Origin of the sequence: Cellulomonas aerilata (assembly GCF_007991755.1) — a bacterium.
Lineage (GTDB): Bacteria > Actinomycetota > Actinomycetes > Actinomycetales > Cellulomonadaceae > Pengzhenrongella > Pengzhenrongella aerilata.
Map to the genome: position 1 here is coordinate 82623 of NZ_BJYY01000002.1, position 26698 is coordinate 109320.

The window sequence follows — 26698 nt, forward strand, 5'->3', positions numbered from 1 at the left end:
GTCGCGCCCGGTCGCTACAGGCGCTCGACGTTGTCGCCGGACGACACCCCGCGGGTGTCGAAGACCCGGACGGCCGAGGTCGCCAGCTCCCGCAGGTCGTAGACGGCGTGCGCCTGCAGCACCATGACCAGGTCGGCCTCCGCCGCCGCCGCGGGCAGGCTGTCGGGCGCCTTCTCGACGCCGTCGACCGGCCAGTGCGGCACGTACGGGTCGTGGTACCGCACCCGCGCCCCGAGCCGCAGCAACCGGGTGGCCACCTCGCGCGCCGGTGACTCGCGGTGGTCGGCGACGTCCGCCTTGTAGGTCACGCCGAGCAGCAGCACGGTGCTGCCCCGCAGCGCGATCCCGTCCTCGTTGAGCAGCTCCTGCGCGCGGCGGACCACGTACGCCGGCATGGACTCGTTGACTTCCTGCGCGAGCTCGACGAGGCGCAGCGCCCGCCCGAGCTGGGTCCGGACCCGGTAGGTCAGGTAGTTGGGGTCGATGGGGATGCAGCTGCCGCCGACGCCGGGTCCCGGCACGAACGACTGGAACCCGAACGGCTTGGTCGCCGCGAGGCGGATGACGTCCCAGAAGTCGACGCCCATGTCGTGGAAGCACTGCGCCAGCTCGTTGACCAGGGCGATGTTGACGTGGCGGTAGGTGTTCTCGAGCAGCTTGGCGGCCTCGGCCTCGCGGGTCCCGCGCGCCACCAGCACCGTGTCCACGAACCGTGCGTAGAGCTGCCGCGCCGCCTCCGTGCTCTCGGGCGTCACCCCGCCGACGATCTTGGGGGTGTTGCGCAGCCCGAACTGCTCGTTGCCCGGGTCGATCCGCTCCGGGGAGAACGCGAGGTGGAAGTCCGTGCCCGCCCGGAGCCCCGACCCCTGCTCGAGGATGGGCTGCACCACCTCCTCCGTGGTGCCCGGGTAGCTCGTGGACTCCAGCACGACGAGCGTCCCGGGCCGCAGGTGCCGGGCGACCGCCGCGCTCGCCCGGCTCACCGGGCCGAGGTCGGGCACCCCGCCGGACCCGAGCATCGTCGGCACGCAGATCACCACGGTGCCGGCCCGCTCGACCACGGAGACGTCCGCGGTGGCGCGGAAGCCGCGCCGGACCAGACCGGCGACGTCGTCGTCGGACAGGTCGTGGACGTGCGACCGGCCGTCGTTGAGGGCGCGGACGACGTCCCGGTCCAGGTCCAGCCCGGCGACGGACATCCCGGCCCAGGTGGCGTGCGCGGCCACCGGCAGGCCGACGTACCCCAGGCCCACCACCACGAGGTCCACCGGGTCGACGGGCTGGGTGACCGGCCGGGCCGGTGCTGCCCGCCGTGCCGCGGCGGCGCAAACCCGGGACAGCTCCTCGCGGTGCTCGTGCAGCCACCGCACGCGGTTGCGCTCCATGCCGATCTTCACGTGGTCGTTGACCGACAGCGGCTCGCCGTCGTGCAGGCGGCCCAGGCGCCCGAAGGTGCGCTTGAGGTCCCGGCACTCGACCATCAGCGGCAGGGCGATCGCCTCCGCGGGCGTGAGCCGGCCCGACTGGTCGACGTAGGCCTCGAGGAGGGCGGCCACGCGGTCGAGGTCGAGGGCGACCTTGTGGTCCTGCGCGCCGGACGCCGTGTAGACCATCCCGAGGTCGTGCGTCGCGATGGCCAGGTCCACCACGCGGGCGTCGGGCCCCGCGCTGTCCAGGTCGAGCAGCGCCGAGAGCCGGTCGCCGTCGAACAGGACGTTGCCGCGCCGGGCACCACCGTGGGTGATCAGCCGGGGCAGGTCGGGGGTCAGGCGTCCGAGCTCCTCCATCACCTGCGTCGCCCGCTGGTGCAGGTACGGGTCGAACGGCCCGCGCGCCGCCCGCAGGCGCAGCTCCACCAGCGGCGACGGCTCACCGGCGCCGGCGTCGAGGTCGGCGACCGTCTGGTGGTACCAGGCCAGCACGCGCCCCAGCTGCTGCAGGTGCGCCGGACGCCCGGGGTCGTAGGGCGCACCGCTCATCGCCTCGGTCACGACCCAGAGCCGGCCGCCGATCACGGCGTGCCGGGCGCCGGTGGCGGTGGGCACGACCCGGGGCACGGGCAGCCCGCGCCGGGCCAGCAGGGACATCAGGTCCAGCTGCTGCAGGAGGTCGCCGACCGACTTCGACCGGTGCGAGCGGCGGGCGAAGAAGTCCCCCTGCGCGGTCGTCAGGCGGAAGTGCTCGTTCAGGCTGACGGTCGCCGGGGCGAGCCGGCGCCAGCCGCCCAGCGGCCAGTGCTCCATCAGCTCCCCGACCGGCAGGGGCCCACCCAGCCGGTCGACGGCGGTCTCGAGGTCGAGGGTCACGACTCTGCCCTCCCTGGGGCGATCCGGATCATCACTGCGGCGGTAGGGCTCATGACGGCTCCCGTGCTCCGTGGGTCGTGCGTCCGTCGGTCTGCTGCCCGTCGGCCCCGGCGGGCGTGGACGTGGGGTGGGGCGTGGATGTGGGGTGGGGCGAGAGCACGGTGCGGCGGTCGGCCGCACCGTGGCCGTTCCCGGTCCGGGCGTCGACGTGCTGCAACCGGCACATCTCCGCGTAGACGCCGTCCGCGGCGAGCAGGGTCTGGTGGTCGCCTCGCTCCACGACGACGCCGTGGTCGAGGACGACGATGTGGTCGGCGGTCATCGCCGCCGCCATCCGGTGCGTGATCATCACCGTGGTCCGCTGCTCGCTCACCCGGCGGATCGCCGCGAGCACCGCGCGCTCGGAGCGCGCGTCCAGACCCGTGGTCGGCTCGTCGAGGATGAGGACGGGGGAGCCGCGGACCACCGCCCGCGCCAGCGCGAGCCGCTGCCGCTGGCCACCGGACAGCGAGGCGCCCCGCTCGGCCAGCAGGGTGTCGTACCCCTGCGGCAAGGTCTGGATGAACTCGTGCGCGTCGGCGACCTTCGCGGCCTCGACCACCTCCTCCATCGACGCCTCGGGCCGTCCGTAGGCGATGTTCTCCCGCACGGTGGCGCGGAACAGCGTCGCCTCCTGCAGGACCAGCCCCACGTGCCGGTGGACGCTGTCGAGCGTCAGGTCGCGCAGGTCCGTCCCGTCGAGCGTGACGGTCCCCTCCACCGGGTCCTGCAGGCGACACAGCAGCGAGGCGATGGTGGACTTGCCCGCGCCGGTCGGTCCGACCACGGCCAGGGTCCGGCCGATGGGGACCTCCAGGTCCACGCCGCGCAGGACGGGCCGACCCTCGACGTACGCGAACGACACCCCCGTCAGCCCCATGCCGACCCGGGGGACCGGGGCCGGGACCGCCCCGGGGAGGTCGACGATGTCCGGCCGGCGACGCAGCACCCGGGCGATCCGCTCCGCCCGCACCCCGGCCTTGGTGAGCTGCGCCGGCAGCTTGGACAGCGACTGGGTCGGGCCGAAGAAGCTGCTGAGGTAGGAGGTGAAGATGAGCAGGTCGCCGGGGGTGAGTGCACCGGAGACCACGCGGGAGGCGCCGAGCCAGATCAGGCCGGCGGTGGCGACCGCGACGAGGACGTCGACGGCGTACGCGAAGCCCGCCGAGGTCCGCTCGGTCCGCAGGATCGCGCGCATCGAGGTCGACGACCGCTCGGCGAACCGCTCCGACTCCGCGTCCTCGCGGCCCAGCGACTTCACGAGCTTGATCGCGACCAGGGACTCGGCCGCGGCGGCGGCGAGATCGCCCTCCACCACCCGGGCGTGCTCCTCCGCCGCCTTGATCCGGCGGCGCGAGCCCACCACGACGACAGCCAGGAGCGGGACCACCAGGACCAGGCCCAGGCTCAGCTGCCAGTCCAGGACGAGCAGCACCCCGGCCATGCCGATCAGGGTGAGGGCGTCGGTGGTCGCGTCCACCACGGTGGAGGTCAGCACCCCCCGGACGCGGTCGACGTCGGACGTGATCCGGTTGGTCAGCTCACCGACCGGGACGCCCTCGTGGTAGCGCATCGGCAGCCGCTGGAGACGGGCGAAGAGGTCGGACCGCACCCCGGCGGCGACCCGCTCGCCGAGCGCGCTCAGCACGTAGCCGCGCAGCAGCCCGACGAGGGAGTCCGCGACCGTGATGAGCAGCAGCGCCAGGACCAGCAGCACCAGGACCGTCCCGGCGTCGGCCCGCGCGCCGCCGTCCGCCGGCACCAGGACCTCGTCGAAGAGGTACTTCAGCGGCCACGGCTTGAGCAGCCCGGTGCAGGTCCCGGCGAGCGCGAGGACACCGGCCAGGGCGTACCCGGGCCACTGCGGGCGCAGGTACGGCGCGAAGGTCCGCACCATCGCCCGGGGACCCAGGGCGTCGTCCCGTGGACCGCCTGCCGCTGGGGTGCTCACAGTGCCGCGCCACCTCCGTCCAGGCAGCGCTCCCAGGCGTCCAGCCACCCGGGCACGAAGTCCGTCCGGCCGACCGGCCGGACCACGAGCCGGTAGTAGAGGACCTCCGCGTAGGTGCGCGCGACATACGGGCCGGCGGCGGACACGGCGTCGGGGGAGCCGCCCTCGTCGAGGTACCCGTCGAGGAAGGCCCCGACCCACGTGTCGGCCAGGGCGGGGGACCCGTGGTGGGCGGCCACCATGGTGCGGGTCTGCCCGACGAAGTGACCGAGGTCGCGGGCCCCGGGCGCCGCGGCGGCCCGGTCGAAGTCGATGACCACCACCCGCCGGTCGTCGAGGTGGACGTTCTTGGGCTGGAAGTCGCCGTGGGTGGGCACGTGGGGCAGCCGCACCGCCGACAGCGCCCTCCCGGTCGCGGACCGCAGGGCGCCGATCCGGCCGGCCAGCTCCGGCAGCTCGGCCTCGAGGGCCACGCCGTAGCGCTCGAGCGCGTGCGTCTCGAAGTCGGCCGGCAGGGAGGGCAGGTGCAGCGTCCGCACGGCGTGCAGCCGGGCCAGCCAGGTCCCGACCCGTCGCGCCGGCTCCGCGGTCCCGAGCGCGCCGTCGACCAGCAGCGCGTGGAGGGTCTCGGCGGGGGCCTCCTCCTGCGCGAGCAGCTGCCGGTCGGGGTCCCAGCCGAGGGGGCGGGGGACGCCGGAGGTCGGGCCGTCGAAGCCGGCCGCCCGAAGGTCCGCGAGCAGCCGGCCCGCGTCCTCGCCGCCGCCCCGGAGGAACGCCTTGCCGATGACCGTCAGGGGCTCGGCCCCGTCGGGTCCCCGGTCCACGCTCAGGTGCCATCGCACCACCGGCCTGCTCCGCGAGGCGTGGACGACCTCCCCGCCCAGCACGGTGACCTGCCGCACCGCGAGCCGGTCCAGCGGTGGCGGTGCCTGCAGGAGCGCGGTCGCGGCGGCGAGGCGCTCGGCCCGGCGGGCGTCGCGCTGCTCGGTGCGGGTCTGGTCCAGTGCGGTCACGCGGTCCTCCTCGGTCCACCGGTCGGGTCGGTCGGAGCGGTCCGGTCGGTCGGGTCCCCGGCGAGGGCGCTCCGGGTCTCCTCGAGGCGGCGCCGGACGGTCGCCGCGTCGGTGGGGCCGGCGCCGAGGACGAGGTGGAACGTCGGGCCGCACCCGGTCACGGCCACCGTCACCCCGTGCCCGGGGTCCGGGCGGTCCGGTGACGTCCAGGCGACGCCCTCCGCCTCGTCGACCGCCAGCCACACGCAGACGTCACCGGTGCGCGCCCCGCGCCACCCCGGTCCGTCGTAGGGCTGGAGCGCGGAGCGCCCGTGGCGCAGCAGCGTCGCGTAGTCCGGGGACAGGCAGGTGTGCAGCGTCGTGGGCGCTGCGGGCTCGTCCCTGCCGTCGCCCCGGTCGTAGCGGACGCCGAGGGCGGCCTCCCGACCCAGGAAGACCCGCTTGCGCGCCCCGCGCATCGGCCCGGTGGCCTCCTCGTCGACCAGGTCGACGACGACGCCCGCGGGCGTCGTCTCGACCCGGGCCCGGTACCGGTCGTCGAAGGCGCCGTGGTCGGCGAGGGCGCCGGGATGGTTGGCCGGCTGGTCCATGTACCGGTTGAGGGACTCCTGCCAGTTCCAGTCGTCGGTGGGGTTGCCGACGAGCAGCGCGCCGCCGTGGTCGGTCCGGCAGGCGAGGTACACGAGCCGACCGCCGTGCTGCGGGGTGAGCACGGCGTAGAGGTGGTGGTTGGCCAGGACGACCTCGTCCTCGCCGTCGTCGTCGATGTCGACGAGCTCGGCCCGCTGCGAGGGGTCCGTCGAGCCGGCGAACCACCGGGCCGCGTCCGCGAGCACCCGCGAGCTGCGCGCGTGGCTGGCCAGCGCCTTGGCCCACGGCGCCGGTGGGCGGTCCGGCCGGGTCGTGTCCCGCCAGCCGGTCTCGTAGCCGGACGCGAGCAGGTGGTTCCACGCCAGGTCCAGCAGGGAGCCGCGCGCACCGGCGTGCTCGACCGCCTGCACCGCGGCCTGGGAGGCGGCGAGGTGCGACCGGTACGGCGCCCAGGCCGGGTCCGCCGACCAGCCGGAGTAGTCCTCGTCGGCGCCCCAGCCGCGGGCCAGCTCGAGGAACGTGCCGTCCTGGACCTCGCGGACCGCGGCCGGGTGCCGTCGCTGCGCCAGCCAGGTCGGCAGCGACACGGGCACGACGTCCGGCTGGGCGGACAGCCAGCGCAGGAACGCCTCGTAGCCGTCCAGGTGCGCCGGGTCCCACGGCCCGACGCCGGCGGTCTTCTCCATGTCGTCGGCGTAGACGACCACCGTGTCGTCGCCCGGCGCGATCGGCATGCGGGTCAGCCGGGCCAGGCTCTCCCAGTGCGTCCGCTCCGACGGGGGCACCCAGTAGCGCAGTCGCGTCGAGATCGGCACCGCGTGCAGGCCGTGGCCCCCGGCGATGCGGTACAGCCGGGAGGCGTCCGCGGGGGGCGGCGCGCCGACGTCGGAGACGTCGAACATCTCGCGGTGGCTGCCGGCGTACCGGCCGTCGGTCGGGTAGAGCAGCCGGTCGTCCAGCAGGACGTGGCGGAACCCGCCGTTGGGGAGGGTGGGGTCGGTGAGCACCGGGGCGAGCGCGCCGGTGCGCCACACCCGCTCGGGGACCCAGAAGATCGACAGCTCCTGCGGTGGGCACCCCAGATGGCGCTCGTGCAGCGCGAAGACCTCGCGCAGCTGCCGGCGGGCGAAGTCCTCGTCGAACTCCGGCAGGACGCTCTCGGAGTACGCGCCGCCGACGAGGGTGACCAGCCCGCGCTCACGCAGGTCCCGGACGAGGTCCAGGAGCTGCGGGGCTCCCCAGGCCGCCGCCTCCAGCAGCGTCCCGGACAGGTGCAGGTGGGTGGGGACCTGGTACCGCTCGTGCAGGCGCAGCACCGAGGTGTACCCGCGCACCAGCTCCGTCAGCCCCTCCCGGTCCGGGTACCCGTCGGTGATCAGGTACTGGTTCGCGTGGTGCACGAGCGCGATCGGCACCGGCAGCCGCCGCGGCGCCGCCGGTTCCTCCGGACGTCGCGTGGTCACCGCGGCCGGGCGCCGCCGGCCCGCGGCCGCGGCGGCGTACAGCGCCGCGTACTCGCGCGCGGGGCGCTCCCAGGAGAAGTCGGTGGCCATGGCACGCCGCTGCAGGGCCTGCCACTGCGAGGGCTCCCGGTAGACCGTCAGCGCACGGTCGACGGCCCCGAGCAGCGCGGACACCCGCCGGGGCCCGAACGTGAACCCCACCCCCGCGTCCGGGTCCTGGGTGCGGTCGACGATGGTCTCGGCCATGCCCCCGGTGCGCCGGACGACGGGCACGGTGCCGTAGCGCAGCGCGATCAACGGGGTCAGGCCGCACGGCTCGTACGCCGACGGCGCCAGGAAGAGGTCGGAGCCGGCGTAGACGAGCCGGGCCAGGCCCTCGTCGGACGCCTCGTGGAACGCCACAGCACCGGGATGGCGGGCGGCGGCCGCGCGCAGGTCCCGGGTGTACCGCTGCTCCCCGGTGCCCACGACGACCAGCTGGGCACCACGGTCGACCAGCGCGTCGACCGCTCGGCACACCAGTCCCACGCCCTTCTGGGGCACGAGCCGCGCGACCATGGCCAGGAGCGGGCGTCCCGGCTGCGGGTCCAGGGCGCCGGCGCTCTGCAGCGCCGCCTTGTTCAGCGCCTTCCCCACGATGAACGTGCCGTCGTACCGGCTCGGGAGCCAGGGGTCCGACTCCGGGCTGAAGTCGGTGTAGTCGACGCCGTTGAGGATGCCGTGGGCGTCGTCGCGCCGGGCGCGCAGGACGTCGTGCAGGCCTGCGCCGTACGCCGGCGTGAGCAGCTCCTGCAGGTGCGTGCGGCTGACCGTGGTGACCTGGTCGGCGAAGGTGATGCCCCGCGCCAGGAGGCTGCCGGTGCGGGACAGGCCGATGAGCTCGTCGGTGGAGGCGCCCACCGGTCCCTGGTAGGCCATGTTGTGGATCGTGAAGACCAGGCCGACGTCCGCCAGCAGGTCCCGGTGCGGGCCCTCGCGCACGTCCTGGGCGACCAGACCGGTGTGCCAGTCGTTCGCGTGGATGACGTCGGGGCGGCGCGGTGAGCGGGCGGCGAGCGTGCTGACGGCGAGGCTGAAGAGGACGAACGGCAGGACGTCGTGGTCCTGGTAGCCGTACGGGGTGCTGCGGTCGAACCAGCCCGGGGCGCCGATGGTCAGCACCTTGACGCCGCCGTGGACGGCCAGGCGACGCACCACCACGTGCTCGGTCACGCGCCCGAACGGCAGGTCGAGCTCCAGGACCGGCTCGCCGCCCAGCCCGCGGTACGCCGGGATCACCACGGTGACGTCGTGCCCCATCGCGGCCAGCTGCTTGGGCAGCGCGCCGCTGACGTCCGCCAGGCCGCCGACCTTCGCGAACGGGTGCATTTCCGCGCTCGCGAACAGGATCCTCAGCCGTGAGCCGACCGCGGCCACCCGCTGCTCGACGTGCTCCTCGCGGAGACGACGCTGTCCCCCCGCAGGGCCCATTGGGCTCCCCCCAGCTGCTCCCGGCCGTCCCGCGGTGGCGGTCCGGCAGCGGGTGCTCGTGCGATCCGGCCTCCTACGACGAACGCGGGTGAGCCCGTCCGCACGGGCACCCCTGGTCGTATGTCTACGGACGGGACGCCGATCCGGTTCAGCCCCCGGCGCTCGGGTGCGCGCTGCCGGCCGGTGGCCGAGGTGAACAGCACAGAGGCCCGCGGCTACCATCACCTCCGGCGGCGTGGTCATCCGACGACACGTCAGCGGCGACGGAAGGACCCAGCCAGGTGGACCTGTTCGAGTACCAGGCACGTGACATCTTCGAGAAGCACGGTGTCCCCGTGCTCGGCGGCATCGTGGCCACCACGCCCGACGAGGCGCGGGCCGCAGCGGAGCAGCTGGGCGGTGGCACGGTCGTCGTCAAGGCGCAGGTCAAGACCGGGGGCCGCGGCAAGGCCGGTGGCGTGAAGCTCGCCCACAACCCCGACGAGGCGGCCGAGAAGGCCGGGCAGATCCTCGGGATGGACATCAAGGGCCACACGGTCCACCGCGTGATGATCGCCGCGGGGGCGAAGATCGCCGAGGAGTTCTACTTCTCGCTCCTGCTCGACCGCGCCGAGCGCCGGTACCTGGCGATGGCGTCCGTCGAGGGCGGCATGGACATCGAGCAGCTCGCCGTCGAGCGTCCCGAGGCCCTCGCCCGGGTCGCCGTCGACCCGCAGGTCGGGATCGACGACGCCAAGGCCCGGGAGATCGCCCAGACCGCCGGCTTCCCGGCCGAGATCACCGACGCCGTGGCCGACGTCTTCGTCAAGCTGTGGGGCGTGTACAAGGGCGAGGACGCCACGCTCGTCGAGGTGAACCCGCTGGTGCGCACTGAGGACGGGCAGATCGTCGCCCTGGACGGCAAGGTCACCCTCGACGAGAACGCCGAGTTCCGGCACGCCGAGCACGGCGGCCTCGAGGACGCCGCCGCGGCCGACCCGCTGGAGGCGCGCGCCAAGGAGAAGGGCCTCAACTACGTCAAGCTCGACGGCGCGGTCGGCATCATCGGCAACGGCGCCGGCCTGGTCATGAGCACGCTCGACGTCGTCGCGTACGCCGGCGAGGAGCACGGCGGGGTCAAGCCGGCCAACTTCCTCGACATCGGCGGCGGCGCCTCGGCCGAGGTGATGGCGAACGGGCTGGAGATCATCCTGTCCGACCCGCAGGTCAAGTCCGTCTTCGTCAACGTCTTCGGCGGCATCACCGCGTGCGACGCGGTCGCGAACGGCATCGTGCAGGCGCTGGAGATGCTCGGCGACAAGGAGACCAAGCCGCTGGTCGTCCGCCTCGACGGCAACAGCGTGGTCGAGGGACGAGCGATCCTCGAGGCCGCCGCGCACCCGCTCGTGACCCTGGCCGACACGATGGACGGCGCCGCGGCCAAGGCCGCCGAGCTGGCCAACGCCTGACCCCGGCCCGACAAGACAAGGAACTGACTCCCCCCATGGCAATCTTCCTGACCGAGAAGTCCAAGGTCATCGTCCAGGGCATGACCGGGTCCGAGGGCCAGAAGCACACGACCCGGATGCTCGCGTCCGGCACCGCCGTCGTCGGCGGCGTGAACCCGCGCAAGGCGGGCACGTCCGTGGACTTCGCCACCGCCGACGGCTCCGTCTCCGTGCCGGTGTTCGGCTCGGTGAAGGACGCCGTCGCCGAGACCGGCGCCGACGTGTCGGTCATCTTCGTGCCGCCGGCCCACACCAAGGGCGCCGTGGTCGAGGCCGTCGACGCCGGTGTGCCGCTCGTCGTCATCATCACCGAGGGCGTCCCGGTCGCCGACACCGCCGAGTTCTTCAGCTACGCGCAGTCCAAGGGCGTGCGCCTGATCGGCCCGAACTGCCCCGGGCTGATCAGCCCCGGGAAGTCCAACGTCGGCATCATCCCCGCCGACATCGCCGCCGCCGGCAAGATCGGCCTGGTGTCGAAGTCCGGCACGCTGACCTACCAGATGATGTACGAGCTGCGGGACTTCGGGTTCTCCACCGCCATCGGCATCGGCGGCGACCCGATCATCGGCACCACGCACATCGACGCCCTCGAGGCGTTCGAGGCCGACCCGGAGACCGCCGCGATCGTCATGATCGGCGAGATCGGCGGCGACGCCGAGGAGCGCGCAGCGGCGTTCATCAAGGACAACGTGACCAAGCCGGTCGTCGGCTACGTCGCCGGCTTCACCGCCCCCGAGGGCAAGACGATGGGCCACGCCGGCGCGATCGTGTCCGGCTCGTCCGGCACGGCGCAGGCGAAGAAGGAGGCCCTCGAGGCCGCCGGCGTCAAGGTCGGCAAGACGCCGAGCGAGACCGCGGCGCTCATGCGGGAGATCCTCTCCGCCTGACCCGGGCGAGGGCGGCGCGGGCCGCCGCCCACCGCGTCCCGACGGCGCCGGTCCACCACGGACCGGCGCCGTCGTCGTCCCGGGTGCTCGTGCCGCGTGGGCGTCGCGTGGGCGCTGCGTGGGCGCCGGGCGGCCGTGTCCGGCCGCGCGGGGCGGCGGCGTCGGGCACGTCACAGCGCGCCGATCGGGGCCCACCCGGCGCGGCGGGGCCGGTGCACCCGCGGCCGTCGGTGACCATGGGGCGGTGAGTGACAGCAGGGGGCCCACGCAAACGCTGTCCCGATGGGGGCATCGGCTGCTGACCACCGAGGACGGGTCCCGTCGCTCGCTGACCGGCTCGATCGACGGCGCCCCTCGCTGGGTCGCGGGCCTTGCCGCGGGGCTCCAGGCGGCGATCCTCTCCCTGCTCGTCGTGGTGGTCCCGACCGTCGCCGCCTACGTCGCGACGTCCGCGGACCCGTCCAACGCCGACGTCTCCTGGCTGGCGGCGGTCGGCGTGGGGTCCGGGTTCTGGCTGCTGGGCCACGGGTCGCCGCTGACGGTCGGCGGTGTCACCGTGTCGCTGGTGCCGCTGGGGCTGACCGTGCTCGCCGCCTTCTGCTGCTACGCGTCCGCCCGGCGGTCCGGCCGCGCGACCCGGTCCGGCTACGCCGCGGGGGTGGGCGCGTACGTCGCGGTGGCCCTCGTGGTCGCGCTGCTCAGCGGCAGCAGCGGGGTGCTGCCCGCGGTCCTGGGCAGCGCCTGCGTCAGCGCCCTCGGCCTCGGCGCCGGCCTGCTCGCGCAGCCGGGCGCTCCGCCGCTGCGTCGGCTCAGCCGCCCGCTGTGGACGCGCGTGCCCGCCCCGGCGCGCACCGGCGCGGTGGCCGGGGCCATGGCGCTCGGCGCCCTCCTGCTGGTCTCCGCCGGCGTGGTCGCGGCGTGGGTGGTCGGGCGACGCGACGCCATCACGGAGGTCTGGACGAGCCTGGGCGTCGACGCCGTCGGCGGCACCGTCCTGGTACTCGCGCAGGCGGCGATCGTGCCCGACGTCGTCGTGTGGGCGCTGTCGTACGTCGTCGGGCCGGGCTTCCAGGTGGGCACCGGCACGCACCTGACGCCGGCCGAGGTGGTGGCCGGACCGCTGCCCGCGGTCCCGCTTCTCGGCGCGCTCCCGGAGCCGGGCACCGTCCAGCCCTGGGAGGCCTGGTGGCCGCTCGTCACCGTGCTCGTCGGTGCCGCCGTGGGCTGGTGGCTGCACCGGCGGCTGCGGCACGGGGAGTGGTGGCACCCGCTCGTGGCGTGCCTGACGACGGCGGCCGTGGCCGGGATCGGCGCCGGCGTCCTGGCCGCGCTCGCGCGCGGGTCCGCAGGCCCGGGCCGGATGGAGCAGGTCGGTGCGTCCGGACCTCTGGTGGGCGCCGCCGTCGCGGTCGGGACGCTGATCGGCGCGGCGGTCGTGGCGCTGCCGGTCAACCCGGAGGTCCGGCGGGAGGCCTCGCGCCGGTGGAACCGGGTCCTGACGCGGGACGCCGGGCGGTGGACGCCGGCCGCGGCGCCGGGCGCGGAGCCGGAGACCGACCAGCTCCCGGCCGTCACCGACCAGGTCCGGCTGCCGGTCGGCGACGACGCCGAGCCGCGCGGCTAGGTCAGGCGCCCGCACGTCCGGCCGGAGGGCCGGCGCAGGGCTCGCGGGGATTCGCGGGGCGGGCCCGTCAGGACCCGGCGGGCGACCGGCCGGGGTCGAGACGGCTCTCCACCGCGCGGCGGAAGTCTGCCTCGCAACGCTCGGTCGCGGCGATCGTCACCGCCCCGGCGAGGCAGTCCTGCCGCTGCATCTGCTGCGGCCAGACGACCAGCAGGCTCAGGACCGTCAGCGCCACGAGCCCGGCGGACGCGACGCCGAGGGCCAGCATCGGCAGGATCGCGCCGCGGATGCCGCCCCGCCACGCCTGCACGAACGCGCGGATGCCGACCACGATCGCCGCGACGACGAAGGCCAGCGACCCGGCCTGCCAGGGCAGCGGGAGCGTGCTGGTCAGCACCGCGGCCAGCAGCAGGACCCCGAAGTGCAGGAGGCGTCGCGAGGTGGCGCGCACGGCGGCGGGGTCGGGCTCGGGTCGCGGGGGTCGACCGTCGGGCGTCCCGGGCGGCGCAGGCTGCCGATCGCCCGGTGCCGGCGGTGCGCCGGACCCGCGCCACGCGGGTGGCGCCACGTGCGAGCCCCCGGCGCGGTCGCCGCTGCCGTGAGCGGGCGGACCGGGCGGCGGCGGCGTCCCCGCTCCGGGCGCGGGGTCCCCGCCCGGCGGCACGACGACGGGGTCGTGACGGTCGGGGGAGGGCGGCGCGTACGGGTTGCCCACGGGGCGGCCTCCAGGCGGTCGGTCGGCGCGCCGGTCCGCGCGCCGGTCCATTGTCCCGCACGCCGTTAGGGTCGTCCGCGTGACGTCATCCAGCGGTTCGCCGGGCGCCGGGCCGGGACCGCGCCCGCAGACCCGGGACCGCCGCGCCGCCACCCCGGCGGGGGAGCCGGTCGCGTCGTCGCACGGCCGCCGGGTCGTCGTCCTGGTGTCCGGGGCGGGCAGCAACCTCGCGGCCCTGCTCGCGGCGCACACGGACCGACGCTACGGCGCGCGCGTCGTCGGCGTCGTCAGCGACAACCCCGCTGCCGGCGGGCTGGACATGGCCCGCGCGGCCGGCGTCCCGACCGCCGTCGTCGCCCCCCGCGACTTCCCCGACCGCGCCGCGTGGGACCGGGCGCTGGCGCAGACCGTCGAGGTCTTCGGGGCCGAGCTCGTCGTCAGCGCCGGCTTCATGCGCATCCTCGGGGCGGCGTTCCTGGACGCCTTCCCGTCCCGCGTCGTCAACACCCACCCGGCGCTGCTGCCGTCCTTCCCGGGCGCGCACGGGGTCCGCGACGCCCTCGCCTACGGGGTGGCGGTCACCGGCTGCACGCTCCACGTCGTCGACGCGGGGGTGGACACCGGCCCGATCATCGCCCAGGCCGCCGTGCCGGTGGAGCCCGACGACGACGAGGCGACGCTGCACGAGCGCATCAAGGTCGCCGAGCGCGCCCTGCTCGTGGACTGGGTCGGCCGGATCGCCCGCGGCACGCTGGAGGTCGACGGGCGCCGGGTGACGGTCCGGTAGAGGGCGGCCACGTCGGTTCCGCTACCCTGGGTCCGGCCGTGACTGGCGTACCTGAGGTGGGCGCAACCACCGGGGAGCGGCCGAGACATCCCGCTGGTGCACCGCCCGCCTGGGTGCCTGGGTCCGACCATCGTCCTCGATGCCGCGCCGACCCGCTGCCCACCACAGGAGTGCCATGTCCCCCGCACCGGCCCCGCTTCCCACGCCTGCCGACCCCACCGCGACCGACACGCGCCGGCCGCTGCGCCGCGCGCTGGTCAGCGTCTACGACAAGACCGGCCTGACCGACCTGGCGTCCGCACTGCACGCCGCCGGGGTCGAGATCGTCTCCACCGGGTCGACCGCGGCGACCATCGCCGACGCCGGCATCCCCGTGGTCCCCGTGGAGAGGCTCACCGGGTTCCCCGAGTGCCTGGACGGCCGGGTCAAGACGCTGCACCCGCGCGTGCACGCCGGCATCCTCGCCGACACCCGCCGCCCCGAGCACGTGGCCCAGCTCGCCGAGCTCGGCATCGCGGCGTTCGACCTCGTCGTCGTCAACCTCTACCCGTTCACCGCCACGGTGGCGTCCGGCGCCAGCCCGGACGAGTGCGTCGAGCAGATCGACATCGGCGGGCCGTCGATGGTGCGCGCCGCCGCGAAGAACCACCCCAGCGTCGCGGTCGTCGTCGACCCCGCCCGGTACGAGGACGTCGTCGCCGCGGCCGGGGCGGGCGGCTTCACCCTGGCCGAGCGCCGGGCGCTGGCGGCCGCGGCCTTCGTGCACACCGCCACCTACGACGTGCACGTCGCGAGCTGGATGGGCAACGTCCTGGCGCCCGAGGGGTCCGCCCGGGGCGAGGAGCCCGCGACGCCGTTCCCGGCGTGGGTCGGCGCCACCTGGGACCGCAGCGCGGTGCTGCGCTACGGGGAGAACCCGCACCAGCCGGCGGCCCTGTACACCTCCGGCTTCGGCGCAGCGGGCCTCGCGCAGGCGGAGCAGCTGCACGGCAAGGAGATGAGCTACAACAACTACGTCGACGCGGACGCCGCCTGGCGCGCCGCGCACGACCACCAGGGCCCGGCGGTGGCGATCATCAAGCACGCGAACCCGTGCGGGATCGCGGTGGGCGCGGACATCGCGCAAGCGCACGCCCGGGCGCACGCGTGCGACCCGCTGTCCGCCTTCGGGGGCGTCATCGCCGCCAACCAGGTCGTCACCGCGGCGATGGCCGAGCAGGTCGCGCCCGTGTTCACCGAGGTCGTCGTCGCACCCGGCTTCGAGCCGCAGGCGCTGGAGATCCTCACCGCCAAGAAGAACATCCGGCTGCTGCAGGTCTCCGGCACGCCGCACGCCGGCGCGGAGTTCCGGCCGATCAGCGGCGGGATGCTCATGCAGCACCTCGACCGGGTCGACGCGCCCGGGGACGACCCGACCACCTGGACGCTGGCCGCCGGCGAGCCCGCCGACGAGGCGACGATGGCCGACCTCGTGTTCGCGTGGCGCGCGGTGCGGGCGGTCAAGTCCAACGCGATCCTGCTGGCGTCCGGCGGGGCGTCCGTCGGGGTGGGCATGGGCCAGGTCAACCGGGTGGACTCGTGCCGGCTCGCCGTCGAGCGGGCGGGGTCGGGGGCGGACGGGCGGGCGCGCGGGTCCGTCGCCGCGTCCGACGCGTTCTTCCCGTTCCCGGACGGCCTGCAGGTCCTCGTCGACGGCGGCGTCCGCGCGGTCGTCCAGCCCGGCGGCTCCGTGCGCGACCCCGAGGTGATCGAGGCGGCGCAGGCGGCGGGTGTGACGCTGTACCTGACGGGCACCCGGCACTTCGCGCACTGACCGGCGGTCCGGTCGGGCCCGGCGCGCTGCGCACGCGTCCGCGGCTGGTCGGCCGGTCCGCCCCCCAGCGGACCACCGGACCAGCCGCGGTGCGCGCGCCGCTACCTCAGCAGACCGCAGATCGCCGGGTCGGTGGCCTCGGCGGGCAGGCTCGGGTCGAGCTCGCTGGCGCCGCCCCGGCTGAAGCTGTAGGTCCCGTCGCCGTCGTAGTCCACGCCGTGGACGACGACGACGCCCTCACCGCGGCGCACCGCGTCGGCCACCTGGGCCGCGGAGGCGGTCCCGCCGCCTGCTCCGGCACCGGCCACGTCGGAGAACGGGACGTGGGTTCGCCGGTAGTTGATCCGCCCCTTCTCGGCGAACGGGTAGCGGGGGACGGCCAGGACGCTGGCCGGGGAGGTGTCCCCCGTGGTGGTGAGCGACACGGCGACCGGGCCGTAGGCCGGGATGCCCTCCACCGTGGTCAGCCGGCCGTCCGCGTCGAGGTCCTGGGCCACGCCCGGGCACTCGTTGAGGGCCTGCTGCCCGTAGTGGATGTGCTGGGCGTGCGGGGCGTCCGGGGTCAGACCCTCGGCGCGGACCCGGACCCGGAGGATCTCGTCGCCGCGGACCACGACGGTCGCCTTGCCGGACGCGCCCGAGCCGTTGAGCGCCGCCAGGTCCGCCTGCTTCGTCACCACCTTGTCGCGGTCGCCCGACCGCCCGTGGTCGTCGTGGGCGGCGGCGGGGCCGACGCCCAGCACCCCCACGGCGCACAGCGCCAGCGCCGTCGTGCTCGCGGTCCTCATCGACCGTCCGTGCATGGCCGTCCTCAGCATGGTGTGCTCCTTCTGGTGCCACGTCCGGCGCGCGTCGTCGCGCGTCAGGAGGTGTTCGGAGCGGACGCTGGGCCGGACGGGTGACCCGTGCCCTGGACGGTCACGCCACGACGGCGTCCCGCAGGGAGCGCGCACCGTCGGCCGCCACCTCAGGGTGCAGGCGCGGCAGGTGCGGGCCGGTAAACAGGCGCCGGGCCGCGGCGACGTCCCGCGGACGGTCGACGGCCAGCACCGCGGTGAGGGCCCGCCCGTCGGCCCCCCCGCCGGACGCTGCTACCGCGGCGTCACCGGGGTCCGGGGCGGAGAACCACAGCGCCCCCCAGCCGTCGCCGGCGTCCGGGTCGCCGCGCAGGACGAGCTCGTCGCCCGCGCCGGCCTGCCCGTACAGGGTCAGGTCGTGGCCGAGCTGGGTCGAGAACACGTACGGCGCGGGGTCGGCGGGCGGCCCCCCGCCGAGCAGCGCCGTGACGGCGACGGCCGGGCCGCGCAGCGCCCCGTCCCAGTGCCCGCCGCCGACCCAGCCGTGCCGCGGCGACCACCGGCGCGCGATGTCGCCGACCGCCCGCAGGTGACCCGGCGCGCCGACGACGCCGTGGCCGGTGTCCACCCGCAGCGAGCCGTCCGGGTCGCGGGGAAGCACGCCGTCCAGCCACGCCGTTTCGGGGCGCGCGCCCACGGCGGCGAGCACCACGTCCGCGGCGAGGTGCCGTCCGTCCGCGAGCCGCACGCCGTCCTGCGCCACGGCGACCACCTGACCGCCCGTCACCAGCTCCACCCCCGCGGCGGCGTACCACCCGGTGGTCAGGTCGCCGACCCTCGCGCCGAGCGCGACGCCGAGCGGCGTGGTGGCGGCCTCGACCACCGTGACGTGGACGCCCTCGGCCGCGGCGACGCCGGCGACCTCGGCGCCGATCCATCCCGCGCCGACCACGACGAGCCGACGACCGCGCCGCAGGCGGTCGCGCAGCCGGGCGGCGTCGTCGGCGGTGTGCAGCGTGACGGCGGCGCCCCAGCCGGCGGGACGGACGGCGTGCGAGCCGGTCGCCAGCACGACGGCGTCCGCGCGGACCTCCCCGGACGACGTCGCCACGACGGCGCCCGCGGCCTCGACGGTCAGCCGCTGCGCGGTGACCGGGCGCAGCACGTCGTCGGCCAGGGCGTGCACGTCGGCACCGAGCTCGTCCGCGAGCCACGTCGGTTCGGGGTGGTCGAAGAGGTGCTTGGACAGCGGCGGGCGGTCGTAGGGGTCCAGGGCCTCCCGTCCGACGAGCGTGACCCGGCCGTCGAACCCCTGGGCGCGCAGCGCCGCCACGGTCTGGGTGCCCGCCAGGCCCGCTCCGACGACCACGACGGAGCGCAGGGGGTGCGCGGGCGGCGGGATCGGCGCGGGAGCCGCGACGGTCGAGGTGCCGGTGAGAGCGCGCACCTCCGTGGCGAGGCGGAGGTCGTCGGGCACCCGGCCAACGGTAGTCTGGCCGGTCGGGGAGGCCAGCCGATGCACCAGGACCAGCGCGCGCAGCGACCGGGCGCGCCCAGCGTGCCCGCTGCGGCCACCGTGTCCGCCGAGCCCCCGCGGACCCCGGTCGCGGCCACGACGACGGGCGTCGACGCGCAGCCCACCCCGGTGCCTGGTCTGCGTCCGGTCTGGCACCAGGTCACCGGCGGAGCCCCGGCGGAACCCTCCGAGCCCGCCACGTCCCCGGTCGTGACCACCCGCCCCGCCGGCGCACCCGTACCGGCGGCCCCGACCGCGTCGTCGGCACCCGCCGCCACCGGACGCGGACCCTCGACCCGGCTCTCCGCGCCGGGGCTGGCGAGGGACATCCCCGCTGCCGATGTCCCCGCTGCCGATCTCGGCGTCGCCTACGTTCCCGACGCCGTCCCCGCTGCCGAGGTCCCCGCTGCGATCGTCCCCGCAACGGACGTCCCCGCTGCCGACGAGGAGCCGGTCGTGCCGTCGGCGGCGTCCGGGGTGCCCGTCGAGCCCGCGCCGCCGGTCCCGACCCCCCCGACACCGGCCGACGTGCGTGCCGCCGCCCGGGCGTCGTTGGCCGCCGGTCGCAGCCCGTCGCTGTGGTGGGTGTGCGGTGGGCTCGTGCTCGCCCTCGTGGTCGCCGGGACGGCCGGTGCGGTGCCGGCGGCGCTCCTGCTCGCGGTCCTGCTCGCGGTCTCGGCCGTGGCCCGCGCGGTGCTGCGCCGTGGTCCCGTGGCGCTGACGGTGCGGTCCCGGTGGCTGGACACGGCGGTGCTGCTCGCGCTCGCGCTCGGCGTCGGCATCCTGTCCCAGGTGATGCCGACCCGCTGAGCCCCCTTCCCAGGGATCGGCACCGACGACGACGGCCGCCCACCCCGGAGGGCGGACGGCCGTCGTCGGTGGCGCGGAGCGGTCAGACGCGCGGGCTGACCGCGACGTCGTCGTCGAGCAGGGAGTCGTCGTCCACGACGAGGTGGTCCTCCTCGAGCAGGTTGTCCGAGTCGGCGTCGACGGCGAAGGCGCGGTGCGCCAGCCCGGCGATCGCGGCACCCACGAGCGGGGCGGCCCAAAAGACCCAGAGCTGGCTGAGGGCCCAGCCCTCGGAGAACACGGCGGCCGCGGTGGAGCGGGCCGGGTTCAGGGAGCCGTTCGTGATCGGGATGGCGACCAGCAGCAGACCGGCGTAGCTCAGGCCGAAGGCGAACGGCGCGGCGACGTGCCAGTTGCGCCGGCTCGTCGCGCCGAGCACGACGGCGACCAGCACCGCGGTCAAGACGACCTCGATGAGCAGCGCGGGGAGGAGGTCGAAGGTGACCTGCCCGTTGGACTGCGTGGACAGCGGGGAGTGCGAGGCGTAGCCGTTGGCGGCGCCGGAGAAGAAGGTGCGGCTCGTGCCGCCCTCGGCCACCAGACCCGGCAGCGCCGAGGGGATGGTGGCGAACAGCGCGGCAGCGGCCAGCGCGCCCCCGACGAGCTGGGCCAGCCAGTACGGGACGAGGTCGCGGACCGGGGTGCGGCCCGCGATGACGGCACCGAGCGTGACGGCCGGGTTGAAGTGCCCGCCCGAGACGTGGCCGAGCGCGATCGTCCCGGCGACCAGCGCGAACCCGAAGGCCAGCGCGATGCCGAGCGACCCGGCGTTGGACAGCGGCGAGTAGAGCGTCACGCCGAGGCCGATCAGCACGAGCAGGAAGGTGCCCAGCGCCTCACCGGCCGCACGGGCGGCCAGGGAGGGACGCGACGACTCGAGGACGACGAGGTCGTCCGTGTCGCCCGCGTAGGTCGAGGCGGTCGAGGTGGCCGTGCCCGACGGCGTCACGGCCGTGGCACCGGTGGTCGAGCCGGGCACGGCGGTCGAGCCGCCGTCCGGCGTCAGGTCGGAGGTGTCCTGCGACATGGTGGATCCCGTCATCGTGGGGTGGGTGGGCGCCGACGGCGCCGGCGACGGAGCGTGCCGGCGCGTGCACGGCCGCTCTCGGTGTCGGGTACCAGCATGGCAGGCGATGCGCCGCAGGCCCAACGCGGTCGCCGTCGGGGGGCGTCCGCCCGCCGTGCGATCTCTTGACGTCGAGTAATCTGGCCCGCGGTGGCCACCTGAGTGGCCTCAGGGGCGACGGAGCACCCGGCACGCCGGCGGCACCTCGCGACAGCGCACGTACCACGACAGCACCGAGGGAGTCCCGCATGGCCAAGATCAAGGTAGTCGGCCCCGTCGTCGAGCTCGACGGCGACGAGATGACGCGGATCATCTGGCAGTTCATCAAGGACCGTCTGATCCACCCCTACCTGGACATCGACCTGCGCTACTACGACCTGTCGATCGAGAACCGCGACGCGACCGACGACCAGGTCACCATCGACGCCGCGCACGCCATCAAGGAGCACGGGGTGGGCGTCAAGTGCGCCACCATCACCCCCGACGAGGCGCGCGTCGAGGAGTTCGGCCTGAAGAAGATGTGGGTCTCGCCCAACGGGACCATCCGCAACATCCTCGGTGGCGTCGTCTTCCGTGAGCCGATCATCATCTCCAACATCCCGCGCCTGGTGCCGGGCTGGAACAAGCCGATCATCATCGGCCGCCACGCCCACGGGGACCAGTACAAGGCGACCAACTTCAAGGTGGCCGGCGCCGGTACCCTGACGCTGACCTTCACGCCCGCGGACGGTGGCGAGGAGATCAAGCAGACCGTCGTGACCTACCCCGAGGCCGGCGGCGTCGCGATGGGCATGTACAACTTCAACGAGTCGATCCGGGACTTCGCGCGCGCCTCGTTCGCCTACGGCCTGCAGCGCAGCTACCCGGTGTACCTGTCGACGAAGAACACGATCCTCAAGGCCTACGACGGTGCCTTCAAGGACATCTTCCAGGAGGTGTTCGACGCCGAGTTCAAGGAGCAGTTCGACGCCGCCGGGCTCACCTACGAGCACCGCCTCATCGACGACATGGTCGCCGCGGCCATGAAGTGGGAGGGCGGCTACGTCTGGGCCTGCAAGAACTACGACGGCGACGTGCAGTCCGACACCGTCGCGCAGGGGTTCGGCTCGCTGGGCCTGATGACGTCGGTCCTCATGACCCCGGACGGCAAGACGGTCGAGGCCGAGGCGGCGCACGGCACGGTCACCCGCCACTACCGCATGCACCAGCAGGGCAAGCCGACGTCGACCAACCCGATCGCGTCGATCTTCGCCTGGACCGGCGGGCTCAAGCACCGCGGCAAGCTGGACGGCACGCCCGAGGTCACGCAGTTCGCGGAGACGCTCGAGCAGGTCGTCATCGAGACCGTGGAGAGCGGCAAGATGACCAAGGACCTCGCGTCGCTCGTCGGGCCCGACCAGGCCTGGCAGACGACCGAGGACTTCCTCGCCTCGCTCGACGAGAACCTCGCCGCCCGCCTCTCCTGACCAGACAAGGAAGTCCTCCCATGGCCTCGAACACCCCGGTCAACGTCACCGTCACCGGCGCCGCCGGCCAGATCGGCTACGCGCTGCTGTTCCGGATCGCGTCCGGCCAGCTGCTCGGCCCGGACACGCCCGTCAAGCTGCGCCTGCTCGAGATCCCGCAGGGCGTCAAGGCGGCCGAGGGCACCGCGATGGAGCTCGACGACTGCGCGTTCCCCCTGCTCGCGGGCATCGACATCTTCGACGAGCCGAACGCCGGCTTCGAGGGTGCCAACGTGGCGCTGCTCGTCGGTGCCCGCCCGCGCACCGCGGGCATGGAGCGCGGGGACCTGCTGTCCGCCAACGGCGGCATCTTCAAGCCGCAGGGTGCCGCGATCAACGCCGGTGCGGCGGACGACATCCGTGTCCTCGTGGTCGGCAACCCGGCCAACACCAACGCGCTCATCGCCCAGCAGCACGCGCCGGACGTCCCCGCGGAGCGGTTCACCGCGATGACCCGCCTGGACCACAACCGCGCGCTGTCGCAGCTCGCGAAGAAGGCGGGTGTCCCGGTCGCGGAGATCACGCGGCTGACGATCTGGGGCAACCACTCGGCCACCCAGTACCCGGACATCTTCCACGCGGAGATCGCCGGCCGTCCGGCGTCGGACGTCGTCGCGGACCAGGCGTGGCTGGAGGGGGACTTCATCCCGACCGTGGCCAAGCGCGGCGCGGCGATCATCGCGGCCCGCGGCGCGTCGTCGGCGGCGTCAGCGGCCAACGCGGCCGTCGACCACGTCTTCGACTGGGTGAACGGCACGCCCGAGGGTGACTGGACCTCCGCGGGCATCGTGTCCGACGGGTCCTACGGCGTCCCGGAGGGGCTCATCTCGTCCTTCCCGGTCCGCTCGGTCGGCGGCCGCTGGGAGATCGTCCAGGGCCTGGACGTCGACGAGTTCTCCCGCGCCCGCATCGACGCCTCGGTCGCCGAGCTCGTCGAGGAGCGCGACGCGGTCCGCGAGCTCGGCCTCATCTGAGCGGGTCCGGCCCGCCCGGCCGGACGCCACGGTGCCCGACGGCGCCGCACCCATCCGGGTGCGGCGCCGTCGGCGCGTCCGGAGGGGCCCGGTGGGCCCTGCTCAGCCGTGGCGGTAGGCGCGCCAGCCGCCGGGCGACGTGATGTCCGGCTCGGCGCCGGTCAGCGCGCCGGTGAAGCCGACGACCTCGCGCCCGTCGTCCAGCACGACCTTGCCCAGCGCGAGCGGCGCGTCGACGGTGGTGAGCAGGGTCCCGAGCGCCGCCGCGGACAGCAGCCACTCCTCGCCCGGCAGCGCCGCGCCGGCGCCCTCGGCGGTCCGGACGACGACCGGGCGCAGCCCGTCCGCCGCCAGGTGCATCGCGTAGTGCGGCGCGGTCGCGACCTCGCGGACGAACCGGGCGCCGAGCGCCTCGAGCTGACCGTTGCGGGGCTCGCCGCGCAGGTGAGCGCCGAAGGCCACGAGCGGCACGCCGCCGGTCGGGTACGGCACGGCCGCCGGAGGCTCGCCGACCAGCATCGCGGCGATGTCGAGCCCCACCTGGTCCTCGAAGCCGCGGGTCACCACCGTGACCCCGAACCGTCCGCCGTCGGCCGTGCCCGCCGGGACCGCGACCGCCGCCAGGTCGAACAGGTTGACGAAGTTCGTGTACGTGCCCAGGCGGGCGTTGACCCCGAGCGGGTCGGCGGCCACCTGCGCGATCGTCGGGTGCTCCGGAGCCGTGGGCACCAGCAGCGCGTCGAAGCCCTCCAGCGCCGCCAGCGCCTGGGCGCGCAGCGACCGCAGCCGGTGCTGGTCGCGGATGACGTCCGGACCGGTGACCGTCGCCGCGCCCCGCGTGATCGCCGCGACGGACGGGTCGGCGCCGTCGGGGTGGGCGGTGAGGAACTCGCCGAACGCGGCGTACCGCTCGGCGACCAGGGCGCCGTCGTAGAGCAGCCGCGCCCCTGCGAGGAACGGGGTCAGGTCGACCTCGGCGGTCACGGCCCCGTGCGCGACCAGCCCCGACCGCGCCTCGTCGAACCGGGCCCGGGCCGCGGGGGAGAGGAGGGCCAGGTCGGCGTCGCGCGGGACGGCCACCCGCGGTCGCGCGGGAGCGGCGAGCCGGACGTCGGCCGGCCAGGTGCGCGACGACGGGTCGAGCTCGCCGCGGCCGGTCATCAGCCGGGTGGCGAGGGTCGCCAGGGCGAGCGTCGGGGCCAGGACGGTCACGCAGTCGTACGAGGGGCACGCGGGCACGACGCCGTCGGTGGGCACCAGCCCGAGGGTCGACTTGATCCCGACGACGCCGTTGAAGGCCGCCGGCACGCGCCCGGACCCGGCGGTGTCGGTGGCGACGGCCAGGTCGACGAGCCCGAGGCCGACCGCGGCGCCGGACCCGGCGCTGGACCCGCCGGACACCCGGTCCGGGTGCTCGGCGCTGCGCACCACCCCGTAGGGGCTGCGGGCACCGGTCAGCCCGGTGGCGAACTGGTCCATGTTGGTCTTGCCGAGCACGATCGTCCCGGCGTCGAGCAGGCGCTGGACGGCCGTCGCGGTGCGGTCCGGCAGGCGGGGGAAGTCGGGGTGCCCGGCGGTGGTCGGCAGCCCGGCCACGTCGACGTTGTCCTTGACGGCCAGCACCGTCCCCGCCAGCGGCAGGTCCTCGCCGGCGGCCAGGCGTCGCTCGACGGCAGCGGCGTCGGCCAGCACGTGGGCCTCCGGGCGCAGCGTGATCCAGATCTCGGGCCGGTCCGCCGCGGCGATCCGCCGGTAGGCGTCGAGCACGCGCTGGGTCGGGCTCACGGCTGCGACGACGGCGGGCGGGTGCGGGGTGGTGGTCGTCATCGGGCGTCCCGTCCGTCGTGGGCGTCGGCGCGGACCGCGGGCGACGCCTGGCTCACTGTGCTCACGGGTGTGAACGGTCCCCGACCCGTGTTTCCGGCGGGGCGCGCGGACGTGAACTCCGTGTGACGCGGACGCCAGACGGGGCGCCGTCGTCCCGCTCGGCCCGGCGTCCGGGACGAGCGGGACGGACGATCAGCGGAAGACGATGGTGCGGTGCGCGTTGAGCAGGACCCGGTGCTCGGCGTGCCAGCGCACGGCGCGCGCCAGGGCGCGCCGCTCGACGTCCTGCCCCAGGGCGACCAGGTCGTCGACCGTCCGGGTGTGGTCCACGCGCTCGACGTCCTGCTCGATGATCGGACCCTCGTCGAGCTCGCCGGTGACGTAGTGCGCGGTGGCACCGATGAGCTTGACGCCGCGGTCGTGCGCCTGGGCGTAGGGGCGGGCGCCCTTGAACGACGGCAGGAACGAGTGGTGGATGTTGATGACCCGCCCGGCCAGCGCCCGGCACAGGTCGTCGGACAGGATCTGCATGTAGCGCGCCAGCACGACCAGCTCGACGTCGAGCTCGGCCACCAGCTCGAGCAGCCGCCCCTCCGCCTGCGCCTTGGTGTCCCTGCGGACCGGGACGTGGTGGAACGGGATGCCGTAGAAGGCGGCGAGGTCGGCCAGCGCGGTGTGGTTGGAGACGACCGCCACGAGCTCGACCGGCAGCTTCTCCGACCGCTGGCGGAACGCGAGGTCGTTGAGGCAGTGCGCCGCCGTCGAGCCCATGATCAGCGTCCGCATCGGCCGGCCGGCGACGTCCAGCGCCCAGGTCATCGAGAACCGGCCCGCGAGCTCGGCGAGCGCCTCCTCGAGCTCCCCGCGGGGCGAGGCGGACTCCACCTGGACGCGCATGAAGAACAGCCCGGACAGCGGGTCCCCGAACTGCTGCGACTCGGTGATGTTCCCGCCGTGCGCGGCGAGCAGGCCGGCGACCGCGTGGACGATGCCGGGCCGGTCCGGGCAGGACAGCGTCAGGACCCAGTGCGTGAGGGCCGAGGCCGGCGGGGGCTCCGGGGAGCCGGCCGGTGCGCCGTTCGGGGGGACCGTGGGCGGGGATGCGGGGGACACGGGTGCCCAGGGTAGTGGGGCTCCGGCAGGGCTGACACGATGAGTCCATGAGTGCACCGGACGTCACGATCCAGCCCGTCACCGACGAGGAGGCGGGCGAGCTGCTGACCCTGCGGCGGGCGGCCTTCGTGAGCGAGGCCCAGGTGTACGGGGACCCGAACATCCCGCCGCTGACCCAGACCCTCGAGGAGCTGCGCGCCGACCTGGCGGCGGACGGCGTCGTCACGCTCGGTGCCCGCGCCGGCCACCGGCTGGTCGGGTCGATCCGCGTCAGCCTGGAGGACCAGCGCGCCACGCTCGGCCGGCTCGCCGTCGCCCCGGACCTGCAGGGTCAGGGGATCGGCACGCAGCTGCTCTTCGCGGTGCTGCCCTACCTGCCGGAGGGGACCCAGGAGATCTGGGTGTTCACCGGTCAGGACTCCGCCCACAACATCGCGCTCTACGAGAAGCACGGCTACGAGCACCAGTACGACCAGACCGCGGGTGACCTGACGTACGCCTACCTGCGCAAGTTCCTGGGCGACGACGCCGAGGACGACGCCGATGCCGACGCCCCGCAGGGCGCGCCGGACCGGGCGACGTCGTCCCGGCCGTCCTGACGGCCCGCGCCGGCTGTCAGGCCTACCCCTCGGCGACCACCTCTCCGGCGCGCGGAGCCCGGACCAGCACGAACACGGCGGCGACCACCAGGAGTGCCGCTGGGCACCCCCGCGACGCCGTCGGCCGGTGGCGGCGCGGGCGTGCGGCAGCCGCCTTGGTAGGCTGACCGGGTCGCGACTGGCGAAGGTGGGTCACCACCGGGGAGCGGCGAGCAGCAGCAGACTCTTGGGTCGTCCGCCTGGGCCCGCGGTCACCACGCCCGCGTGCGGGTGGCCGGACGAACCACGCCGGTCGCCACCACACTG

The 26698-nt window shown here is 75.2% G+C and carries 19 protein-coding genes and 2 riboswitches; of the genes, 9 read left to right on the forward strand and 10 right to left on the reverse strand.

From position 1 onward, the window contains the following. Window positions 1-14: 14 nt before the first annotated feature. From CAE01nite_RS18845 to CAE01nite_RS03605, 4 genes are read right to left on the reverse strand one after another with little or no spacing between them, the layout of a single operon-like run. Entirely contained in the window at window positions 15-2306 is a 2292-nt protein-coding gene (locus CAE01nite_RS18845) for a nucleotide sugar dehydrogenase (protein ID WP_146900088.1), read from the reverse strand. Between the two features lie 49 nt (window positions 2307-2355). After that, complete coding sequence (locus CAE01nite_RS03595; protein WP_146900091.1) at window positions 2356-4296, reverse strand: ABC transporter ATP-binding protein; 1941 nt, start codon at window positions 4294-4296, stop codon at window positions 2356-2358. Then, window positions 4293-5309, reverse strand: coding sequence for a phosphotransferase (locus CAE01nite_RS03600; protein WP_146900094.1), 1017 nt, complete (start codon window positions 5307-5309; stop codon window positions 4293-4295). The genes CAE01nite_RS03595 and CAE01nite_RS03600 overlap by 4 nt, the downstream gene beginning before the upstream one ends. Next, a complete protein-coding gene (locus tag CAE01nite_RS03605; protein WP_146900096.1) occupies window positions 5306-9076 on the reverse strand; it encodes a glycogen/starch synthase in 3771 nt (1256 codons plus the stop codon). Before CAE01nite_RS03605 ends, CAE01nite_RS03600 begins: the two co-directional genes overlap by 4 nt. Window positions 9077-9114: 38 nt before the next feature. Here CAE01nite_RS03605 and sucC point away from each other — a divergent pair, with 38 nt between their 5' ends. The 3 genes from sucC (at window position 9115) to CAE01nite_RS03620 (ending at window position 12831) form a co-directional block, all read left to right on the forward strand. After that, complete coding sequence (gene sucC / locus CAE01nite_RS03610) at window positions 9115-10281, forward strand: ADP-forming succinate--CoA ligase subunit beta (RefSeq protein ID WP_146900099.1); 1167 nt, start codon at window positions 9115-9117, stop codon at window positions 10279-10281. Between the two features lie 35 nt (window positions 10282-10316). Beyond that, window positions 10317-11207: a succinate--CoA ligase subunit alpha gene (gene sucD / locus CAE01nite_RS03615; protein ID WP_146900102.1), complete on the forward strand. Its 891-nt coding sequence runs from the start codon at window positions 10317-10319 to the stop codon at window positions 11205-11207. Window positions 11208-11451: 244 nt separating this feature from the next. Beyond that, entirely contained in the window at window positions 11452-12831 is a 1380-nt protein-coding gene (locus CAE01nite_RS03620) for a cell division protein PerM (RefSeq protein WP_146900105.1), read from the forward strand. A 67-nt stretch (window positions 12832-12898) separates the two neighbouring features. On the opposite strand, the gene CAE01nite_RS03625 is transcribed toward CAE01nite_RS03620, so the two are convergent. Continuing rightward, a complete protein-coding gene (locus CAE01nite_RS03625) occupies window positions 12899-13282 on the reverse strand; it encodes a hypothetical protein (protein WP_146900108.1) in 384 nt (127 codons plus the stop codon). Window positions 13283-13748: 466 nt separating this feature from the next. Between CAE01nite_RS03625 and purN the strand changes: the two genes are divergently transcribed. Then, window positions 13749-14333, forward strand: a complete 585-nt coding sequence (gene purN / locus CAE01nite_RS03630) for a phosphoribosylglycinamide formyltransferase (RefSeq protein ID WP_246130999.1) — start codon at window positions 13749-13751, stop codon at window positions 14331-14333. A 28-nt stretch (window positions 14334-14361) separates the two neighbouring features. Further along, a riboswitch (ZMP/ZTP riboswitch) is annotated at window positions 14362-14455 on the forward strand. A gap of 53 nt (window positions 14456-14508) precedes the next feature. Continuing rightward, entirely contained in the window at window positions 14509-16146 is a 1638-nt protein-coding gene (purH, locus tag CAE01nite_RS03635; protein ID WP_146900114.1) for a bifunctional phosphoribosylaminoimidazolecarboxamide formyltransferase/IMP cyclohydrolase, read from the forward strand. Window positions 16147-16247: 101 nt separating this feature from the next. On the opposite strand, the gene CAE01nite_RS17990 is transcribed toward purH, so the two are convergent. Together CAE01nite_RS17990 and CAE01nite_RS03645 are read right to left on the reverse strand one after the other, a co-directional pair. After that, on the reverse strand, window positions 16248-16934 hold the full coding sequence (locus CAE01nite_RS17990; protein ID WP_222595807.1) for a superoxide dismutase family protein: 687 nt from the start codon (window positions 16932-16934) through the stop codon (window positions 16248-16250). Window positions 16935-17064: 130 nt separating this feature from the next. Continuing rightward, complete coding sequence (locus CAE01nite_RS03645) at window positions 17065-18420, reverse strand: FAD-dependent oxidoreductase (RefSeq protein ID WP_246130985.1); 1356 nt, start codon at window positions 18418-18420, stop codon at window positions 17065-17067. A gap of 39 nt (window positions 18421-18459) precedes the next feature. Between CAE01nite_RS03645 and CAE01nite_RS03650 the strand changes: the two genes are divergently transcribed. Continuing rightward, window positions 18460-19269 (forward strand): hypothetical protein, encoded by an 810-nt coding sequence (locus CAE01nite_RS03650; protein WP_146900117.1) that lies wholly within the window; start codon window positions 18460-18462, stop codon window positions 19267-19269. An 82-nt stretch (window positions 19270-19351) separates the two neighbouring features. On the opposite strand, the gene CAE01nite_RS03655 is transcribed toward CAE01nite_RS03650, so the two are convergent. Beyond that, on the reverse strand, window positions 19352-20350 hold the full coding sequence (locus tag CAE01nite_RS03655) for an aquaporin (RefSeq protein ID WP_146900120.1): 999 nt from the start codon (window positions 20348-20350) through the stop codon (window positions 19352-19354). A 272-nt stretch (window positions 20351-20622) separates the two neighbouring features. On the opposite strand from CAE01nite_RS03655, the gene CAE01nite_RS03660 reads away from it, so the two are divergent. Together CAE01nite_RS03660 and CAE01nite_RS03665 are read left to right on the forward strand one after the other, a co-directional pair. Beyond that, window positions 20623-21840 carry an NADP-dependent isocitrate dehydrogenase gene (locus CAE01nite_RS03660; protein ID WP_146900123.1) on the forward strand — a complete coding sequence of 406 codons (1218 nt, stop codon included), beginning with the start codon at window positions 20623-20625 and terminating at the stop codon, window positions 21838-21840. Between the two features lie 20 nt (window positions 21841-21860). After that, window positions 21861-22853 carry a malate dehydrogenase gene (locus tag CAE01nite_RS03665; RefSeq protein WP_146900126.1) on the forward strand — a complete coding sequence of 331 codons (993 nt, stop codon included), beginning with the start codon at window positions 21861-21863 and terminating at the stop codon, window positions 22851-22853. Window positions 22854-22955: 102 nt separating this feature from the next. On the opposite strand, the gene atzF is transcribed toward CAE01nite_RS03665, so the two are convergent. Further along, window positions 22956-24680, reverse strand: a complete 1725-nt coding sequence (gene atzF, locus CAE01nite_RS03670) for an allophanate hydrolase (protein WP_146900129.1) — start codon at window positions 24678-24680, stop codon at window positions 22956-22958. Window positions 24681-24872: 192 nt separating this feature from the next. Further along, window positions 24873-25700 (reverse strand): formyltetrahydrofolate deformylase, encoded by an 828-nt coding sequence (purU, locus tag CAE01nite_RS03675; protein ID WP_246131000.1) that lies wholly within the window; start codon window positions 25698-25700, stop codon window positions 24873-24875. A 140-nt stretch (window positions 25701-25840) separates the two neighbouring features. Between purU and CAE01nite_RS03680 the strand changes: the two genes are divergently transcribed. Further along, window positions 25841-26392 carry a GNAT family N-acetyltransferase gene (locus tag CAE01nite_RS03680; RefSeq protein WP_146900134.1) on the forward strand — a complete coding sequence of 184 codons (552 nt, stop codon included), beginning with the start codon at window positions 25841-25843 and terminating at the stop codon, window positions 26390-26392. A 164-nt stretch (window positions 26393-26556) separates the two neighbouring features. Then, a riboswitch (ZMP/ZTP riboswitch) is annotated at window positions 26557-26644 on the forward strand. The last annotated feature ends 54 nt before the right edge of the window (window positions 26645-26698 follow it).

Coding starts and splice junctions, on each gene's coding strand:
- CAE01nite_RS03605 (WP_146900096.1), bottom strand. CDS start 9,076: ATGACCACGCCGCCGGAGGTGATGGTAGCCGCGGGCCTCTGTGCTGTT.
- sucD (WP_146900102.1), top strand. CDS start 10,317: ATGGCAATCTTCCTGACCGAGAAGTCCAAGGTCATCGTCCAGGGCATG.
- purH (WP_146900114.1), top strand. CDS start 14,509: ATGTCCCCCGCACCGGCCCCGCTTCCCACGCCTGCCGACCCCACCGCG.
- CAE01nite_RS17990 (WP_222595807.1), bottom strand. CDS start 16,934: ATGAGGACCGCGAGCACGACGGCGCTGGCGCTGTGCGCCGTGGGGGTG.
- CAE01nite_RS03650 (WP_146900117.1), top strand. CDS start 18,460: ATGCACCAGGACCAGCGCGCGCAGCGACCGGGCGCGCCCAGCGTGCCC.
- CAE01nite_RS03655 (WP_146900120.1), bottom strand. CDS start 20,350: ATGACGGGATCCACCATGTCGCAGGACACCTCCGACCTGACGCCGGAC.
- CAE01nite_RS03660 (WP_146900123.1), top strand. CDS start 20,623: ATGGCCAAGATCAAGGTAGTCGGCCCCGTCGTCGAGCTCGACGGCGAC.
- CAE01nite_RS03665 (WP_146900126.1), top strand. CDS start 21,861: ATGGCCTCGAACACCCCGGTCAACGTCACCGTCACCGGCGCCGCCGGC.
- atzF (WP_146900129.1), bottom strand. CDS start 24,680: ATGACGACCACCACCCCGCACCCGCCCGCCGTCGTCGCAGCCGTGAGC.
- CAE01nite_RS03680 (WP_146900134.1), top strand. CDS start 25,841: ATGAGTGCACCGGACGTCACGATCCAGCCCGTCACCGACGAGGAGGCG.